At 64.8% G+C, this 17,576-nt stretch carries 15 protein-coding genes and 1 pseudogene; 4 read left to right on the top strand and 12 right to left on the bottom strand.

Annotation, left to right across the window (positions count from 1 at the left end):
• Positions 1 to 1,579 (top strand): aminotransferase class III-fold pyridoxal phosphate-dependent enzyme (locus tag AC2VLV_RS09270; protein WP_486989717.1); only part of this gene is annotated, 1,579 nt, incomplete at its 5' end.
• A 6-nt stretch (positions 1,580 to 1,585) separates the two neighbouring features.
• Positions 1,586 to 6,547, top strand: a complete 4,962-nt coding sequence (locus AC2VLV_RS09265) for an amino acid adenylation domain-containing protein (protein WP_486989716.1) — start codon at positions 1,586 to 1,588, stop codon at positions 6,545 to 6,547.
• Between the two features lie 10 nt (positions 6,548 to 6,557).
• Here the strand turns inward: AC2VLV_RS09265 and rnhA are convergent, their stop codons facing one another.
• Both rnhA and AC2VLV_RS09255 read right to left on the bottom strand, forming a co-directional pair.
• Positions 6,558 to 7,013, bottom strand: coding sequence for a ribonuclease HI (gene rnhA / locus AC2VLV_RS09260; protein WP_486989715.1), 456 nt, complete (start codon positions 7,011 to 7,013; stop codon positions 6,558 to 6,560).
• Between the two features lie 5 nt (positions 7,014 to 7,018).
• Positions 7,019 to 7,909: a class I SAM-dependent methyltransferase gene (locus AC2VLV_RS09255; RefSeq protein WP_486989714.1), complete on the bottom strand. Its 891-nt coding sequence runs from the start codon at positions 7,907 to 7,909 to the stop codon at positions 7,019 to 7,021.
• Between the two features lie 24 nt (positions 7,910 to 7,933).
• On the opposite strand from AC2VLV_RS09255, the gene gloB reads away from it, so the two are divergent.
• The gene (gene gloB, locus AC2VLV_RS09250; RefSeq protein ID WP_486989713.1) at positions 7,934 to 8,752 is read left to right on the top strand and encodes a hydroxyacylglutathione hydrolase; all 819 of its coding nucleotides are present in this window, start codon (positions 7,934 to 7,936) and stop codon (positions 8,750 to 8,752) included.
• Positions 8,753 to 8,809: 57 nt separating this feature from the next.
• On the top strand, positions 8,810 to 10,432 hold the full coding sequence (locus AC2VLV_RS09245) for a transglycosylase SLT domain-containing protein (RefSeq protein WP_486989712.1): 1,623 nt from the start codon (positions 8,810 to 8,812) through the stop codon (positions 10,430 to 10,432).
• Between the two features lie 14 nt (positions 10,433 to 10,446).
• On the opposite strand, the gene AC2VLV_RS09240 is transcribed toward AC2VLV_RS09245, so the two are convergent.
• The 10 genes and pseudogenes from AC2VLV_RS09240 to AC2VLV_RS09195 form a co-directional block, all read right to left on the bottom strand.
• Positions 10,447 to 11,706, bottom strand: a complete 1,260-nt coding sequence (locus AC2VLV_RS09240) for a CaiB/BaiF CoA transferase family protein (RefSeq protein WP_486989711.1) — start codon at positions 11,704 to 11,706, stop codon at positions 10,447 to 10,449.
• On the bottom strand, positions 11,699 to 12,097 hold the full coding sequence (locus AC2VLV_RS09235; RefSeq protein WP_486989710.1) for an MAPEG family protein: 399 nt from the start codon (positions 12,095 to 12,097) through the stop codon (positions 11,699 to 11,701). The genes AC2VLV_RS09240 and AC2VLV_RS09235 overlap by 8 nt, the downstream gene beginning before the upstream one ends.
• Positions 12,098 to 12,236: 139 nt before the next feature.
• On the bottom strand, positions 12,237 to 13,778 hold the full coding sequence (gene mctP / locus AC2VLV_RS09230; protein WP_486989709.1) for a monocarboxylate uptake permease MctP: 1,542 nt from the start codon (positions 13,776 to 13,778) through the stop codon (positions 12,237 to 12,239).
• A 4-nt stretch (positions 13,779 to 13,782) separates the two neighbouring features.
• Positions 13,783 to 13,995 carry a DUF3311 domain-containing protein gene (locus AC2VLV_RS09225; RefSeq protein WP_013123674.1) on the bottom strand — a complete coding sequence of 71 codons (213 nt, stop codon included), beginning with the start codon at positions 13,993 to 13,995 and terminating at the stop codon, positions 13,783 to 13,785.
• Between the two features lie 198 nt (positions 13,996 to 14,193).
• Positions 14,194 to 14,712, bottom strand: a complete 519-nt coding sequence (locus AC2VLV_RS09220; RefSeq protein WP_486989708.1) for a DsrE family protein — start codon at positions 14,710 to 14,712, stop codon at positions 14,194 to 14,196.
• 91 nt (positions 14,713 to 14,803) lie between these two features.
• The gene (gene moaE, locus AC2VLV_RS09215) at positions 14,804 to 15,295 is read right to left on the bottom strand and encodes a molybdopterin synthase catalytic subunit MoaE (protein ID WP_156054800.1); all 492 of its coding nucleotides are present in this window, start codon (positions 15,293 to 15,295) and stop codon (positions 14,804 to 14,806) included.
• A 4-nt stretch (positions 15,296 to 15,299) separates the two neighbouring features.
• Positions 15,300 to 15,557, bottom strand: a complete 258-nt coding sequence (gene moaD, locus AC2VLV_RS09210) for a molybdopterin converting factor subunit 1 (RefSeq protein ID WP_013106358.1) — start codon at positions 15,555 to 15,557, stop codon at positions 15,300 to 15,302.
• Between the two features lie 3 nt (positions 15,558 to 15,560).
• Entirely contained in the window at positions 15,561 to 16,808 is a 1,248-nt protein-coding gene (locus AC2VLV_RS09205) for a molybdopterin molybdotransferase MoeA (protein WP_486989707.1), read from the bottom strand.
• Positions 16,805 to 17,326 (bottom strand): molybdopterin-guanine dinucleotide biosynthesis protein B, encoded by a 522-nt coding sequence (gene mobB, locus AC2VLV_RS09200; protein ID WP_486989706.1) that lies wholly within the window; start codon positions 17,324 to 17,326, stop codon positions 16,805 to 16,807. The genes AC2VLV_RS09205 and mobB overlap by 4 nt, the downstream gene beginning before the upstream one ends.
• A pseudogene (locus AC2VLV_RS09195) lies at positions 17,326 to 17,576 on the bottom strand (threonine synthase); the annotation flags it as partial. The gene mobB and the pseudogene AC2VLV_RS09195, both read right to left, overlap by 1 nt.

Below are 17,576 nucleotides of genomic sequence, written 5' to 3'. Positions count from 1 at the left end.
CGACGAAGAAGGCCCGAACGCCAACGCCAAGTACGACGTGAAAAAGGCCTTCGGCGCCATCGCCCGCATCCACACCACGCCCACTGGCGAACTCAGCGCCCGGCAGCAGGCGCGGCTCGACGCCTTCATGCGCCGCTACATCGAGCGCACCAAGGCCTCCAAGGCCTACACCGTGCGCCATCGCCCCCATCTGGCCGACCCCCGCGTGGTCAACGGCTTCCGCCCCCAGCTCAAGGAAATCATTTATCAGATCGTCATTGCCCGCTCCGCCGGTTGCCATATGTGGGATCTCGACGGCAACGAGTATGTCGACGCTCTCAGCGGCTTCGGCATGAGCCTGTTCGGCTGGCAGCCGTCCTTCATCGTTGACGCCGTGCGCAAACAGCTCGACGACGGCTACGACATCGGCCCCCAGCACCCCCTGGCCGGCGAAGTGGCCGAACTCATCTGCGAACTCACTGACGCCGACCGCGCCGCGCTGTGCAACACCGGCTCCGAAGCCGTCATGGGCGCCGTGCGCGTAGCCCGCACCATCACCGGCCGCAGCAAGATCGCCATCTTCGCCGGCGCCTATCACGGCATCTTCGACGAAGTCATCGTGCGCGGCACCAAGAAAGGCCGCTCCATTCCCGCGGCGCCGGGCATCATGCCCAACACCTCCGAAAACGTCGTCGTGTTCGACTACGGCACCCCCGAAACCCTGGCCGCGCTCAAAGAGCGCATGGACGAATTCGCCGCCATCGTGGTCGAGCCCGTGCAGAGCCGCCGCCCCGATTTCCAGCCCCGCGAATTTCTCCACGCCCTGCGCGAACTCACCGCGCAAGCGGGCACCCTGCTCATCTTCGACGAAGTGGTCACCGGCTTCCGCTCGCATCCCGGCGGCATCCAGGCCCTGTTCGACATCCGGGCCGATCTGGTGAGCTACGGCAAAGTCGTCGGCGGCGGCTTCCCCATCGGCGTCATCGCCGGCAAACGCCAGTTCATGGACGCGCTCGACGGCGGCCAATGGCAATACGGCGACGACTCCGTGCCCACCGTGGGCGTCACCTACTTTGCCGGCACCTTCGTGCGCCACCCCCTCGCCCTGGCCGCGGCCAAGGCCGTGCTCCTGCACCTGAAGGCCGCAGGCCCCGATCTGCAGCACACCCTCACCACCTCCACCGCCGCCATGGTGGACGAACTCAACGCCTACTGCCGCGAAGTCGGCGCGCCCATCGTTCTCAAATCGTTCTCCTCGGTGTGGAAAATCTTCTTCACCGAAGACCACCCCATGCAAGACCTGCTGTTCGCCATGATGCGCAGCCGCGGCGTGCACATCCTCGACAACTTTCCCTGCTTCTTCACCACCGCCCACACCCCGCAAGACATCGCGGTCATCAAGACCGCGTTCAAGGAAGCCGTGGCCGAGCTGCAGGAAGCCGACTTCATACCCCGCCACGCCGATGCGGCCCCCGCCGCCTTCGACGCCAGCCGCCCGCCCGTGCCCGGCGCGCGCATCGGCAAAGACCCCAGCGGCAACCCCGCCTGGTTCGTCCCCAACCCCGAGCAGCCCGGCAAGTACCTTCGCCTCGACGCCTAAAAAGCCATGGACACTTCCAACGCCAACGCCACCGCAGTCGATTACGACCCCTTCGCCGACGCCGCGCCCGTCGCCCGCGTCGCCCCCACCACCGAAGCCCAGCGCGAAATCTGGCTGGCCTGCCAGCTCGGCGGCGACGCCACGCTGGCGTACAACGAATCCATCACCCTGCATCTGCACGGCGCGGTTGATCTGCCAGCCCTCAGCGCCGCAGTGCGCGCCCTGCCAGAACGCCACGACGCGTTGCGCTCCACCCTCAGCGCCGATGGTGAGCAGTTGCTCATCGCCGAGCGCTTGAACCTCGACATTCCCACAGACGATCTGCGCGGCCTCACCACTGAGCAAAGCAGCCGCGCCCTGGAGCAAGCGGCGGCTCAGGCGGTCTCGATACCTTTCGATCTGCAACAAGGGCCGCTGTTTCGCGCGCGCCTGCTGCGCCTGGCCGACGATCATGCCGCCCTGCTGCTCGGCGCGCATCACATCGTCTGCGATGGCTGGTCGTTCGGCGTCCTGGTGGACGAAATCGGTGCGCTCTACTCGGCCCGCAAGGGCGAAGCCCCTGAGCCCGAGGCGCCCGCAAGCTTCGCCTCGTTTTCGCAAGCGCTTTCCGCGCGACAAGGCACCGCCGAACATCAGGCCGATGAGGCGTACTGGCTGAACTGCTACGCCAGCATTCCCGCCGTGCTGGAGTTGCCTTGCGACCACCCCCGGCCCGCCACGCGAGCTTTCGACTCAAAGCGAATCGACCATGTGCTGCCCGCAAACTTGGTGAGCGCGGTGCGTCAGCTCGGCGCCAAGTCCGGCGCCAGCTTGTTCTCCACCCTGCTGTGCAGCTTCGGTGCCTTGCTGCAGCGTCTTTCGGGCAATGATGAAGTGGTGATCGGCGTGCCCGCCGCGGGGCAAACGCTGCCGGGTTTCGAAACCGTCGTCGGCCACGGCGTCAATCTGCTGCCTTTGCGGCTGATGCCCGATGCCGCCGCCCCGCTGGCGCAGTCGCTGCCCACCGTGCAATCGGCCGTGCTCGATGCCTTCGAACACCAGCATTACACCTTTGGCACTCTGCTGCAAAAGCTGCTGATCGAACGCGATCCATCGCGGGTGCCGCTCGCCCCGGTCATGTTCAATCTCGACCAGGCCATCGACCTGCGCAGCTTCGGCAATCTGCGGGCCAAGGTCGCTTCCAACCCACGGCAGGCCGAAAACTTCGAACTGTTCGTCAACGCCGTTCCCCTGGCTGATGGCGGGCTGCAGCTCGAATGCCAATACGCCACCGCGCTGTTCGACGAAGCCACCGTGCGCCGCTGGCTGGCGAGCTACCAAGCCTTGCTGACTCATCTCTGTGCCGCCCCTGACAAGGCGCTCGGCGCCATCGACATCGTCACCGACGCCGACCGGCAGCAACTGGCGCAGCTCAATGCCACGTCGTCGCCGCTGCCTCCCGGCCTGCTGCTGCACCAGCTGCTACATGCGCAGGCCACGCGCACGCCCGACGCCACCGCGCAAATCTGCGGCGCTAGCCCGATGTCCTACGCCCAACTCTGGGCGCAGGCGCATCGCATCGCCCACACGCTGCGCGCACGCGGCGTGCAGCGCGGCTCGCGCGTCGGCCTGTGCCTGCCCCGCGACGCCGACATGCTGCCCGCTTTGCTGGGTGTTCTGGTCGCCGGTGCAGGCTATGTGCCGCTGGACCCGAGCTTTCCCACCTCGCGCCTGGCCGACATGGCCGAAGACGCCGACCTCGCCCTGCTGATCGCCAAGTCCACCTCAGCCGACGCCCTGCCCTGGCCGCGCGCGCAAAGTCTGTGGCTCGACGGCGATGCCGCTGAAATCGCCGCCCAGCCCGACACCCCGCCAGCCGCAGATGCCGCGCGCGACGCCACGCCCGACTCGCTGGCCTACATGATTTACACCTCGGGCTCCACCGGCAAACCCAAGGGCGTCATGCTGCCGCATCGCGCCGTAGTGAACTTTCTGCTCGCGGTCGCCCAACGCCCTGGCCTGACGTCCGGCGACATGCTGCTGGCCGTCACCACGCTGTCGTTCGACATTGCCGTACTCGAACTCCTGCCGCCGCTCGCCGTCGGCGCCACCGTGCTGCTGTCCAGCCGCGAACAAGCCGCCGATGGCTTCGCCCTGCGCGACCTGCTGCAAACCCACCCGGTCACGGCCCTGCAAGCCACGCCGAGCACTTGGCGCTTGCTGTTCAGCGCAGACTGGGCGGGCCATAGCAAGCTCAAAGCCCTGGTCGGCGGCGAACCCCTGCCTGCCGACCTCGCCGCGCAGTTGCAGCGCAGTTGCGGCGCGGTGTGGAATATGTACGGCCCGACGGAAACCACCGTGTGGTCCACTTGCTGGCGGGTGCAAGACGGCGCCGCAGGCATCGCCATCGGCACGCCGCTGGCCAACACCCAGGTGTGGGTGCTCGACCCTCGCGGCAATCTTTGCCCGATTGGCGTGCCCGGCGAAATCCACATCGGCGGGGCCAGCGTCGCCCTGGGCTATTGGCAACGTGAGGCGCTCACGGCGGATCGTTTCGTGTCCGACCCGTTTTCCACCGAACCCGGCACCCGCCTATACCGCACTGGCGACCGTGGCCGCTGGCGCAACGACGGCCAGCTCGAACACCTCGGGCGGCTCGACTTCCAGGTGAAGCTGCGCGGCTTTCGCATCGAGCTGGGCGACATTGAAACCCACCTCACCCATCACCCCGAAGTCGCGCAGGCGGTGGCGATGGTGCGCGAAGACACCCCGGGCGATGCCCGGCTGGTGGCCTATGTGGTTCCGCGATCCGCACAGGTGGAGTTGGACCCCGCGCAGTTGCGCAAGCATCTGCAGCAAGACCTGCCCGCCTACATGATTCCGCAGCACATCGTTGCGCTGCAGACGCTTCCACTCTTGCCCAACGGCAAGATCGACCGTAAGCGCCTGCCATCGCCTCAACCAGATAGCGCCCTTCCCGATGCTCAGCGTGTATTGCCACGCAACGCCACAGAGCAGTTGGTTATGGACGTGATGGAAAAAGTGCTCAAGCTGCCTTCATTGAGCGTGCATGACGACTTTTTCGCACTGGGCGGGCACTCCCTGCTGGCGGCGCAACTGGTTGCGCAACTCAGCAAAAAGTTCGATCTCCACCTGCCCTTCCGCCTGGTGTTTGAAGCGCCGACTGTGGCGCACATGGCTCAGGAAATCGAGCGCCGCTTGCACGACAGCGGCGCCAAGCGCATTGCCCTGCGCCACGATCCATTACGCAACAGCGCTCCGCTCACTGCCCAGCAGGAACGCCTTGCCTTCATGGAGGAACTTCACCCGGGGCGCGTCACTTACAACACGCCCTCGGCGCACCGCTTGCGCGGCCCATTCGATCTTGATGCCTTCGAGGCGGCCTTGCGTGCCGTCGTGCGCAAGCAGCCGGTTTTGCGCACAGTAATCGAGAAAACCGCGGACGGACTGGTCCAGCGAGTCCTCGCCGAAGTGGATGTGTCCATCCCGTTCGAAGATCTCACCGCCATAGCCGAGCAAGAGCGTGAAGCCGAACTGATGCGTCGTCTGCAGAACATTGTTGATCGTCCGATTGACATTCACGCTGCGCCCCTGTTTCGCGTGGCGCTGTACAAGCTCGGCCCACAGGAACATGCCTTTTTGTTCATGCCGCACCACATCATTTGGGATGGCTGGTCATTCGACCTGCTCTACACCGAAATGGCCGCTGAGTATTCAGCCCGTACCGGATCCCCATCCATCACGCCCCCGCCGCTGCCTGCGACTTATGCCGACTACGCCTATTGGCAGACCGAGTGGATGCAAAGCGAGACCTTTCGTCAGCAGTTGAACACCTGGAACGCGCATATCAACAGCCTGCCGATTCCCAAAGCACCCAACACCGACAAACCTCGCAGCGCAGGCATGACAGGTGAAGGCGCCTCCGCCTGGGTGCGTATCGACAAGGCGTCCACGGAAGCATTGCGCGGTATCGCGTGCAAGGCCGATGTCACCATGACCATGCTGGCGCTGGGCATTTACGCCGCCATGATGACCCAAGTCGCTGGCAGTTCCACCATATCCGTGGGGGTTCCGGTACGCGGTCGCACCATGGCCGAAGTCGAATCGGTCATGGGTTTTTTCAACAATCTGGTTCCCATCCAGTTGCAGTTGAATCCTGCCGAGTCCATCACTTCGCTGCTGGGACGGGTAAAACAGGAATTTCTGACCTCGCTGAACTATCAGGACATTCCTTTCGAGCGTCTGGCCATGGAACCGGAAATGATGACCCGTTCCAAGCGCGTCGGCCTTTATCAAGTCTTGTTCTCCTTCCAGGATGCGCGCGAGCGCAACCGGCAGTGGGGCGAACTGAACCAAAGCGGTATCCTCATTTTCCAGAAGGGTGCCACGGAAGACCTCGGCCTCTGGCTCATGGAAGTTCCTTCCGGTCTGGAAGGCGGAATGACCTACAACGCGGACATTTACAACGCAGCAACCGCTGAGGCGCTGCGCTCGCGGTATCTCGAACTGGTCCAGCGCCTGATTGCCCAACCCGATCAGTCCGTGAGCGAATTGCTCGACGCTTCAGTGTCGGCATCGGCCCAGGCCCTGGTTCATTTGGCGGCAACTGAAACCCCTGCCCACATCGAGAGCCCGGTCCGCAAACCCGCCCAAAGCGCACGCACCCTCACTGCGACAGAACAAATTCTTGCCGAAATCTGGAGCCCCCTACTGGGCATACCCGCTAACGAAATCACGCCACAGGACAACTACTTCGATCTGGGTGGAGATTCACTTACGGCACTCCAGGTCATCGCGCAGCTTTATGAACGCACCGGAAAACGCGCCAATGCCAGGCTCTTGGTCTTTGAGTCGTTTGAACAATTTGCGCGCAAGCTGGACGATCAGGCGCCGGAAGTCAGCGCTGCTGCGACGCCCAAGGGCGGCTTGATCAAGCGTCTGTTTGGTGGTCTGTCGCGCAACGCCTGACAGCCCTCGCCTACCCCCGCCCCGCCGCCTCCACGCCCTGGTTCGCCAGGGCGTCGGCCTGTTCGTTGCCGGGGTCGCCGGTGTGGCCGCGCACCCAGGTCCAGCGCAGGGTGTGGGGCGCGGCGGCTTTTTCGAGGCGCTGCCACAGATCGACGTTTTTCACTGGCTTTTTATCGGCGGTGGTCCAGCCTCGGCGTTTCCAGCCGACGATCCATTCGGTCATGCCTTTGAGCACGTATTGCGAGTCGGTGTGCAGCAGCACGACGCTGGGGCGCTTGAGGGCTTCGAGCGCCATGATGGCGGCCATCAGTTCCATGCGGTTGTTGGTGGTCTGCAGCTCGCCGCCGTGCAGGGTTTTTTCATGGGCGCCGCTGCGCAGCACCACGCCCCAGCCGCCGGGGCCGGGGTTGCCTTTGCAGGCGCCGTCGGTGTAGATGATGATCTCGTTGTCGGATTCTGTGGTCATAGGATTCAGATTTTTGATTTCGCCCGGCGCTGCGCGATGGGTCGCAGCGCCACGGCGCGGCGCTGGGTGCGCAATTGCACCTTGCCGACCAGACGCATGGCGGGCACGCGCTTGATTGCCGCAAGAAAATACACCGCGCCGAACACGGGCCACCAGCGGTCTCCGGCCTGGTCCATGAAGCGCCAGCGGTGCAGCCATAGCGGCGAGCACAGCGCGGGGCGGTAGCAGCCAAAGCGGCCTTGGGTGACTTCAAAGCTGAGCAGCCGCAGCCAGTCGCGCACGCGGCGGGGGGCGAGAAATTCGCCGTGCTGCGGCAGATACCAGCCGCCGCCCACGCGCCCAACGAGTTGTCGCATGCCCCACAGGCTCCAGGTGTTGAAGCCGCTGATGACGATCTGCCCGCCGGGCACCAGCACGCGGTCCACTTCGCGCAGGCAGGCGTGCGGATCGTCCACCCACTCCAGCGTGTGCGGCAGCACGACCAGATCGAGCGACTGGGCGGGAAACGGCAGCGCGGTGAAGTCGCATTGCAGATGCTCGGTATGAATGGCGTGAGCGTCGGCGGGCTGCGGCTCGGGCGCAAGCTGTGCGTTTTCGGCCGCCACGCCCACGGCGTCCACCAGGCCGGGCTCGGCATAGACCGGCTCGCCGCCGTAATGCTCGGGCAGCAGGCAGGCCGGGCGCACGCCGGGCAGATCGGGCTGGGCCGACTCGGCGCCGTCGAGCGCCAGCCAGCGATGCGGCATGCGGTTGTGCGCCAGCCCCTGCAAAGCCGGGTTGCCGAGTTGCAGCGCGTGATAGCCGAAAATGTCGGTCACCACGCGGTCAATCTGGCTCTGCTCCCAAGCCAGGGCATAGCGACCGGGAGGCGTCTGCAACCAGTGCTGCAGACTCATCAACGGCCACAGATCGGAGTCACCATGCATACAGAAGCGCTTGCTGCCTTTCGCGATAACTACATCTGGTTGATCCGGCCCGGCGCGAACGATCCTCGCACTTTGGTGGTCGACCCGGGCGACGCCGCGCCGGTGATCGACGCCCTGGAACGGGGCGGCCTGGAACTGCGCGGCATTCTAGTCACCCACCATCACAGCGACCACGTGGGCGGTATTCGCGAGCTGCTGCAGTGGTGGCAGGCGAGGCACCCTGCCGATGCGCCGCCCGTCTGGGGGCCGGCCGCCGAGACCATTCCCGCACGCACGCAGGCCATGCGCCAGGGCGATGTGTTCTCGCCGCCGGGTTGGCCCCTGCGTTTCGAAGTGCTTGAAGTGCCGGGCCACACCCTGGGGCATATCGCCTATGTGGCCACAGCACTGCAGGGTGAGGGGCCGCCGTCGCTGTTCTGCGGCGACACGCTGTTTTCCGCCGGCTGCGGCCGTCTGTTTGAAGGAACTCCGGCCCAGATGCACCATTCTTTAAACAAACTGTCGCAACTCCCTGAAAATACGACAGTAAATTGTGCCCACGAGTACACCCTCTCTAATCTACAATTCGCACGGGCTGCTGATCCCCTGAATGAGGCGGTGGCGGCGCACCAGAAACGGTGCCTGGCCTTGCGCGCCGAAGGGCTGCCCACCTTGCCGAGCCATATCGGCCTGGAGAAGCAGATCAACCCGTTCCTGCGCACCGACCAGCCCGGCGTGCTGCAGGCGCTGGAGCAGCACAGGGGCCAAAAGCCCCAAGACGCGGTGCAGGCGCTGGCCTGGCTGCGAGAGTGGAAAAACGATTTCAAGGGGTGAAAACCGATGCGGCAACTGAGACGACTGCGATTTTGGGCTTTGGGTGCAATGGTCGCCATGGCCGCCGGATGCGCCGCCGTCCCTCCCTCCGAAAAAACCGCCGCCTCATCTCTAACCCCGCCGCCCAGCAGTTCTACCGCCGCCGCTTCCGCAACCGCTGAACCCGCCACACCACTCAAGGCCGAGGTGGTCGGCAACAACGCCGTCACTCCCGCCGAGCAAACCGCGCTGCAAGACGACGCCAAAGACATCACCCCGCAGTACAACGACATCTGGCAGCGCATCCGCGCCGGTTTCGCCATTCCCAATATGGACAGCCCGCTGGTGGGGCAAGCCGCGCAGTGGTACACCACCCGGCCCGACTATGTCGCCCGCATGACCGAGCGCGCGCGCAAATACCTCTACTACACCGTGCAGGAAGTACAAAAGCGCGGCATGCCCACCGAGCTGGCGCTGCTGCCCTTCATCGAGAGCGCCTACAACCCCGACGCGCGCTCGGTGGCGCACGCCGTGGGCATGTGGCAGTTCATTCCGTCCACGGGCAAGCACTACAACCTGAAGCAGAACATGTTCCAGGATGACCGCCGCAGTGTGCTGGCCTCGACCAACGCCGCGCTCGACTATCTGCAGAATCTCTACAACATGTTCGGCAACTGGCAGCTCGCCCTGGCCGCTTACAACTGGGGCGAAGGCAGCGTGCAGCGCGCCATTGCCTACAACAAGGCGCACAACCTGCCGGTCGATTACCAAGACCTGCGCATGCCCAACGAAACCCGCAACTACTACCCCAAGCTGCAGGCGGTGAAAGACATCATTTCCGACCCGGCCAAGTACGGCATCACCCTGCCCGACATTCCCGATCATCCCTACTTCAAGGCCGTCACCATCACACGCGATATCGACGTGTCGCTGGCCGCCAAACTGGCCGGCCTGACGCCCGACGAGTTCCGCTCGCTCAACCCCTCCTACACCAAGCCGGTGATCTTGGGGGCGACCAACCCGCGCATCCTCTTGCCGTACGACAACGCCACGCACTTTGCCCAAGCGCTGCAGTCTTACAACGGCCCGCTGTCCACCTGGACGGCCTACACCGTCAAGGCCACTCAGTCGCCGATGCAACTGGCGAGCGACCTCAAGGTCAGCGAAGCCGTGCTGCGCGAGACCAACGACATTCCGGCGCGGCAGCTCATCCGTGCCGGTTCGACCGTGCTGATTCCGAAGGCGGATGACGGCAGCAACAAGAACGTCAGCGCGGCTGTCGCCGAAAACGCGGTGCTGGCCTTTGCGCCCGAAGCTCCCCCTGGGCGTCGCATGGTGCTGCGCGTCGGTCGATATGGCGACTCGGTGCAAGGCGTGGCGCATCGCTATCACCTCAGCCCGCTGCAAGTGGCGCAGTGGAACCGCACGACCGAGCGCGGCATCTTCCGCAAGGGTCAGTTCGTGACCATTTACGTCACGCACACCCCGCGCATTTTCGTGGCTGAGCGCAAGGCCGACGAGCGGCGCATCGTGGCCGAGCGCAAGGTGGTCAAACGGCGCGTGGTGGCCGAACGCAAACCGCAGGTCAAGCGCCGCAACATCGTGCGCAAGCCTGTCAAGGTCGCCGAGCGTCAGCGCAAAGAACTGCACTACAGCGTGCAGACGCGGGATAAGAAGCTGATCGACGTCGCGCAGCAGTAAGCGCGATCACGCGATCAGACCGCGCCGTCCTGCCGCAGCGCGGCGATCTGTCCGGCGTCCAGACCCAGTTCGGCCAGCACCTCATCGGTATGCGCTCCCAAGGCGGGGCCGAGCCAGCGCGTGGCGCCGGGCGTGGCTGACAAGCGGGGAGCGGGCGCGGGCAAATCGACCGGCGTGCCGTCGGCCAGAGCGTGCGGCTCGATCATGCCGCGCGAGCGAAACTGGGCATCGGCCACCACGTCGGCAATGCTGTAGATGCGGGTGGCGGGCACCTCGGCCGCGCGCATGGCCTGCACGATGGCCTCGGGCTCTTGTCCCGCAGCCCATTGCTGTATGGCCGCATCGATCTCGTCGGCGCGGGCCATTCGGCCTGGATTGCGCGCCAGCCCGGCGTCATCGGCCATATCGGTGCGGCCGATGGCCAGCATGAGACGCCGGAAAATCGCATCGCCATTGCCAGAAATCTGCACCCACTCGCCGCCCTTGCTTCGGTAGACGTTGGACGGCGTGATGCCCGGAATGCTCGTTCCCGTGCGCTGCCGCACCGTGCCGTCGTAGCTGTATTCCATCAGCGTGCTTTCCAGCAGATTGAACACGCTCTCGGTCAGTGCCACATCGACCACCTGCCCTTCCCCGCCCTGCTCCCCGTTCCACCGCCCGCCGGTGGCGTCGCGGTGGCGCAGCGCCATGAGCGCGCCCATGGTGGCGTGCAACGCCGCGATGGAGTCGCCCAGCGACAGATTGGCGCGCATGGGCGGACGATCAGGGTCGCCGGTGACGTAACGCATGCCGCCCATGGCCTCGGCAATGGCCCCGAAGCCCGGCTGCATGCGCATCGGCCCGGTCTGGCCGAAGCCAGAAATGCGCACCATCACCAGACTGGGGTTGACGGCGCGCAGATCGTCCCAGCCCAGGCCGAGCTTTTCGAGTGCGCCGGGACGCATGTTCTCCACCACCACATCGGCCCGCGCCGCGAGCTGCAGCACGATGTCGCGGCCCTGCGGGTGTTTGAGATTGACCGTGATGCAGCGTTTGTTGCGCGCCTGCGCGGTCCACCAAAGCGACTCGCCTTTGTGCAGCTTGCGCCAGCTGCGCAGCGGGTCGCCGCCCGGATCATCGCCGCGTGCGGGCGACTCGATCTTGATCACATCCGCGCCGAACTCGGCCATCAGCCGGGTGGCAAACGGCCCGGCAATCAGACTGCCGAGTTCGAGCACACGCAGGCCGTCAAGCGCACTGCGCGCAGGCTGCGTTGAAGTGACCGAGTTATCCATAGAACGGGGCAAACAACAGGGCGAAGTTGACCAATAGCGCCAGCCCCCACACCGCCGAGCGCAACGAGGCGCGGTCGTTGAGATAGCACCACAGATAGATCGCGCGCAACACCAGCCAGGCGATCAGCAGGCCGTTGATCAGTTCCAGCGGCGCTTTCAGGTACAGGGCAAACAAGGCCGCGGCAAACAGAAAGGGCAAGGCCTCGAAGCTGTTGGCCTGCGCTGCGTTGGCGCGGCGTCTGCGCGGGTCGGTCTGCCGCTCCAGCCACAGCCGGGGCTCGTTGTTGTCGTAGCGGTTTTCCTTGGAGCGAAAAGTGCCCGACTTGGCCTTGCCCGCCGCAACGATGGGCAGTTGCGAGGCAATGAGCAGCAGGATGGCGGTGAGCAGCATGGGGGGATCTCCGGGGTGAATGTGCAGCATACAAAAACCAAGGGCCGACTGCTGTCGGCCCTTGGCACTACCGTCGCGTTCGGCCGGAATCAAACCTCCGGCGCGCGATCTTCAGGGAGCAGAAACTGATTTCACGTCGTTAGCCCGCGTAGTCTGCGGCCACGGTTGCATCCTGCTTGTTGGCCATGCCCAAGGCACCGATGACCAGAGTGGCGACGATGGCGACCACGAAGTTGATCACCAGCGCGTACAAGCCGATGTAAGCCGGAATCACCAGACCGCCCACATGCAGCGCATAGCCGGATTTGTGAAAGCCCGACAGCGACGCTGCCCAGATCCCCCAGACCAAGCCAGCGGCCCAGCCCAGCAGCAGCGCCTTGGCGTCGAACCAGCGGGTGTAGATGCCCGAGACGATGGCCGGCAGCGTCTGCAGAATCAGAATGCCGCCCAGCAGTTGGAGCTGAATGGCGTAGGTCAGCGGCAGGAACACGATGAACAGCAGCGCGCCAAATTTCACCACCAGCGAGGCCAGCTTGGCCATCTCGGTTTCCTTGCCCGCGCTGCAGTTCGGATTGATATAGGGCTTGTAGATATTGCGCGTGAACAGGTTGGCCGCCGCGATCGACATGATGGCCGCGGGCACCAGCGCACCAATCGCCACCGCCGCAAAACCCACGCCGACAAACCAGCTCGGGAAGTAGTGCAGCAGCAGACCCGGCATGGCGAACTGCGGGCCGTACTGCTTGAAGTAAGGCGCCAGATCAGGCAGCTTGGCAATGCCCGAGGCATAGGCCATATAGCCGAGCAGCGCGATGAGGCCGAGCATGAAGGAATACGCCGGCAGGAACACCCAGTTGCGGCGCAGCGTGTTGGGCCCCTTGGCCGAGAGCACGGCCGTGGTGGCGTGCGGATACAGCATCAGCGCCAGCGCCGAGCCAAAGGCCAGCGTCGGATAGAACGACTGCAGGCCCAGGTTGCCGTCTTTCACCGGCGGCAGCAACAGATGCCCCTTCGGAATGGCGGCGAAGATGTGGCCGAAGCCGCCGAGCTTGTACGGCACCACGATGATGAGCGCGATCACCGTGATGTAGACCAGCAGATCCTTCACCACCGCAATCGACGCCGGTGCGCGCAGCCCGCTGGTGTAGGTAAACGCGGCCAGAATGATGAAGGCGATGATCAGCGGCAGATCGCCCATCAGACCATGCCCGGTCGGGAAACCCAGCCCGCCGATCACCACCTGAATGCCCACGAGTTGCAGCGCGATATAGGGCATGGTGGCGACGATGCCGGTCACGGCAATCGCCAGCGCCAGCGCCGGGCTGCCGTAGCGTCCGGCGACGAAATCGGACGCGGTGATGTAGTTGTGCTTTTTCGCTACGATCCACAGACGCGGCAGAATGGCGAACACCATGGGATACACCAGCACGGTGTAGGGCAGCGCAAAGAAACCCAGCGCCCCGGCACCGAACACCAGCGCGGGCACGGCCACGAAGGTGTAGGCGGTGTAGAGGTCACCGCCGATCAGGAACCAGGTGATCCAGCCGCCGAAGCGGCGACCGCCCAGACCCCACTCATGCAGATGGTTCATATCCCCCTTGCGCCAATGCGCAGAGAGAAAACCCAGCGCCGTGATGAACAAAAAGAGACCGACGAAAACAACGGTGGCAACGACATTCATGGCGTCAGTCTCCGCTTCCAGACGGCACGACCATCTTGTAGACGATGGCGATGAAAACCCCGGACAGCGGCACCCAGACGAGTTGCCACCAGTAGAAGAAGGGAATGCCGAACACGCTGGGTTCCAGCTTGTTGAAGTAGGGAATGGCGAGCACGGCAATGCAGGGGATCGCCAGCAGGATGAACTGCAGCGGCCCCAGTTTTTTGGGTGTGGACATGGAACGGGTCTCCAGGCTCGGCTGACGCGCCAGGGGCGGCCAACCTTCGGTTTTTTCACCAGCATTCATCGCCGGTGCGCTGACGTGTCGGAGATTAGCCCAGCCGTTTACAAATTCGGGTATCCGAATGTGTCATTCGCAAGCAGGAGAAAACGAACGAGCGTTCGTGAGGGTTTCTACTGAGGGTGAGTCAAAAAATCAGCGGATCTGTTCGGTCGATTCCCGCTTGATCAGGATGCGCGGAATGATCAGGGCATAACCCTGCTGCTGCCAATAGATCAACTCGGTCATGGCGTTGGGCACGATTTCGATGAAATCCAGAAAATCCGCCGGGGTGTAGCCGAAATCATGCGCCGCCTGTCCGCACACCTTGAACTTCACGCCCATCTGCGCGTAATAGCGCATGCGCTCAACGGCTTCACGATAACGGTCCTGATTGCGGGTAACGGTGGCGGCAATCTCGGTGCCATGCAGCACCACCACGGCCTGCACATCTTCGGGCGAGAAGTCATAGGGCGAGGCCTGCACCGTGTTGAACACCGAGCGCACCCAGAACAGTGCATTGGAAAGGGTTGCGGGGTCGTCGAGGTAAAACTCGAACACCACTTTCATCGGCGCCTTGTAGGGCGTTTGCACCACTTGTCCAGCCGCGTTTGCCGCGCCGCTGGCCACCGCACAGAGCGCTGCGATCAATACCTGTCGTCTTGTGGCTTGCATGACATCCCCTTGCGAACCCAGATGTATCCGGGTGTAATCGATGGGGCATCGAGCGCCTAGCGGGTCAACCCGGAGGGTAAAGCAAGGATGCTCAGCCGGCGTTGCCGGACTCGACGCCCCAACGGCGCAGAGCGGCGTCGTCGGATTCGCGGGCATCGACCCACTGGCCGCCCTCGGGCGTGGTTTCCTTCTTCCAGAACGGCGCCTGGGTTTTGAGGTAGTCCATCAAAAATTCGCAGGCGGCAAAGGCCGCAGCGCGGTGGGCGCTGGCCACCAGCACCAGCACGATGTCGTCGCCCGGCAGCAGGCGGCCCACGCGGTGAATCACCGTGACACCCAGCAGGGGCCAGCGGGCCTGCGCCTCGTGCACCATGTCGGCAATGGCGCGCTCGGTCATGCCGGGGTAATGCTCCAGCTCCATCGCCTGCACATGGCCGGGGTCGCAAACGCCTGGATGATGATCGCGACAAAGCCCCACAAAACTGGCGATCGCGCCCACATCCAGCCGCCCAGCCCGCAGCGCCTGCATTTCTGCGCCAAGGTCGAACGGCTCGGTCTGGATGCGAATGGTGATCGGCTCCATGGGCTCAGCCCCCGGTGACGGGCGGAAAAAACGCGACTTCGCAGCCGGGCTGCAACGCTGTGTCACCATCGCACATGAGCTGATTGCACGCCATGCGCAGCGGTTTTTCAGCCGCCAGCGCCAGGGCGTAGCGGCCGCCCTGCGCCCGCAGCCAGTCGCGCGCCTGCCCCACGGTGAGCACCGCCTCGGGCAGGTCGTGCGTTTCTTGTGACACACCGACGATTTCGCGCACGCTGGCGAAATAGCGAATCTGGACGAGCATGGGTCAGCCCTGCAACAAGATGGAAAACGGAAGGTAGCGCAGCACATCGCCGCGGGCGATGGGGTGCTGCGGCGGGTTGTCCACCAGGCCGTCGGCCCAGACGGTCGAGGTGAGCACCGCGGAATTCTGCGAGGCAAACAACTCGGCCTCGCCTTGCGCATTGAGCCGAACGCGCAGATATTCGCGGCGCCTGTCCGGCTTGGGCCAATCGAACGCGGCGCGCACCGGCAGCGTCTGCACTGCGGTTTGCCCGGCACCCTGCAAGGCGAGCAAAAAGGGCCGCACGAACAGCAAAAAGGTCACGAAGCTCGACACCGGGTTGCCCGGCAGACCGATGAAGGCGGCTTCGCCCCGTTCTTCGCCCTGATTTTCGCTGCGGCGCAGATGGCCGAAGGCCAGCGGCTTGCCGGGCTTCATGGCGATCTGCCACAGATCGAGCGCGCCTTCGGCCTGCACCGCAGGTTTGACGTGATCTTCCTCGCCCACCGACATGCCCCCGGTGGACACCACGAGGTCGTGGCCCAGCGCGGCTTGGCGCAGCACGGCGCGGGTGGCCTCGAGCTGATCGGGCACGATGCCGAAATCGGTCACCTCGCATCCCGCAGTTTCCAGCAGGGCACGGATGACAAAGCGGTTGGAGTTGTAGATGGCGCCGGGGCGCAGCGGCTCGCCGGGCATGGCGAGTTCGTCGCCGGTGAACAAAATCGCCACACGCGGCTTGCGACGCACTCGCAGCGAGGCCACTCCCACGGAAGCGGCCAGCCCAAGATCCTGCGGCCGCAGGCGTTGCCCGGCTGCGAGCACCACGCTGCCAGCCGCCACATCCAAGCCGCGCCGCCGCACCCAATCGCCAATCTTTGGCTGCGTGTTGATGCACACCGCATCGCCCTCGACGACGCATTGCTCCTGCATCACCACGGCGTCTGCGCCCAGTGGAATGAGCCCGCCGGTAAAAATGCGCGCTGCCGTTCCCGGCTGCAAGGGCTGCGGCACGGCACCGGCCGGAATGCGCTGGCTCACCGGCAGGCGGGCGCCCGCGGCAGACACATCGGCGCTGCGCAAGGCATAGCCGTCCATCGCGGTGTTGTCAGCCGGGGGCACGTCGATGGTGGAGCGCACCTCTTGCACCAACACCCGACCGAGGGCGGACGAAAGCGGCAGTGTCTCAGTCTCGCTGATCGCGCTCGCAGCGGCGAGCAGACGCTGTAGAGCGACATCAGGGTCGATCAGGGGAGAGGCAGGAGCAGTCATGGCTGATACTCGAATTTGGGGGCATTGTCCGTCAACCAGTCGGCCACGGCAGCCGGGGCGTTGATGTCGAGGACGGCGGCAGGGGCGGGCTGCGGGAGTTGCTGCGGCGAGTCGGTGGCGATGGCGAGAACCTGCGCATCCTCGGGATAGCAGACCGGGCGCCCGGTGCTGGCGCGCCACACTTCAACCTTGGGGAGCAGGGCCTGCTTGAAGCCTTCGACAAACACCCAGTCAGCGGCTGGATCGAGCATGGGCAAAAGCTCGGGCACCCCAAGCTCTTGCGGCTCAGGCAGACGGCGCTGCAGCGTGATCAGGCGGTCAGACGCGGCCAGCACCTCAAACGCACCGGCCTCGCGATGCCGCCAGGTGTCTTTGCCCGGATGGTCGAACTCGAAGCGGTGGTGCGCGTGTTTGAGCACCGACACCCGCAACCCCTGCTGCACGAAGCGCTTGACCAGCGCCTCGACCAAGGTGGTCTTGCCGCAGCCGGAAAACCCGGCAAATCCGACAACCTTCATCAGGAGCCCGCCAACCCCGCGCCGCAGTGCATCGCTATGTAGGACTTCACCGCATCCACCTCGACCGGCATGACGGCAAAGCGCTGCGGGCGGCGTTCGAGGTCTTCGAGCCCGGCCGGGCGCTGCGGGCAGGTACCCACGGCCTCTTGCAGAGTTTCGGGGAACTTGGCGGCCAGCGCCGTTTCGAGCACCAGCATGGGCACGCCCGGCTGACTATGTTCGCGCGCCACTTTCACGCCGTCGGCGGTAT

The organism is Thiomonas sp. TH-17, from assembly GCF_057473305.1.
Note: the sequence above shows the minus strand (reverse complement) of the source record. Positions and strands in the feature narration are given on the sequence as shown.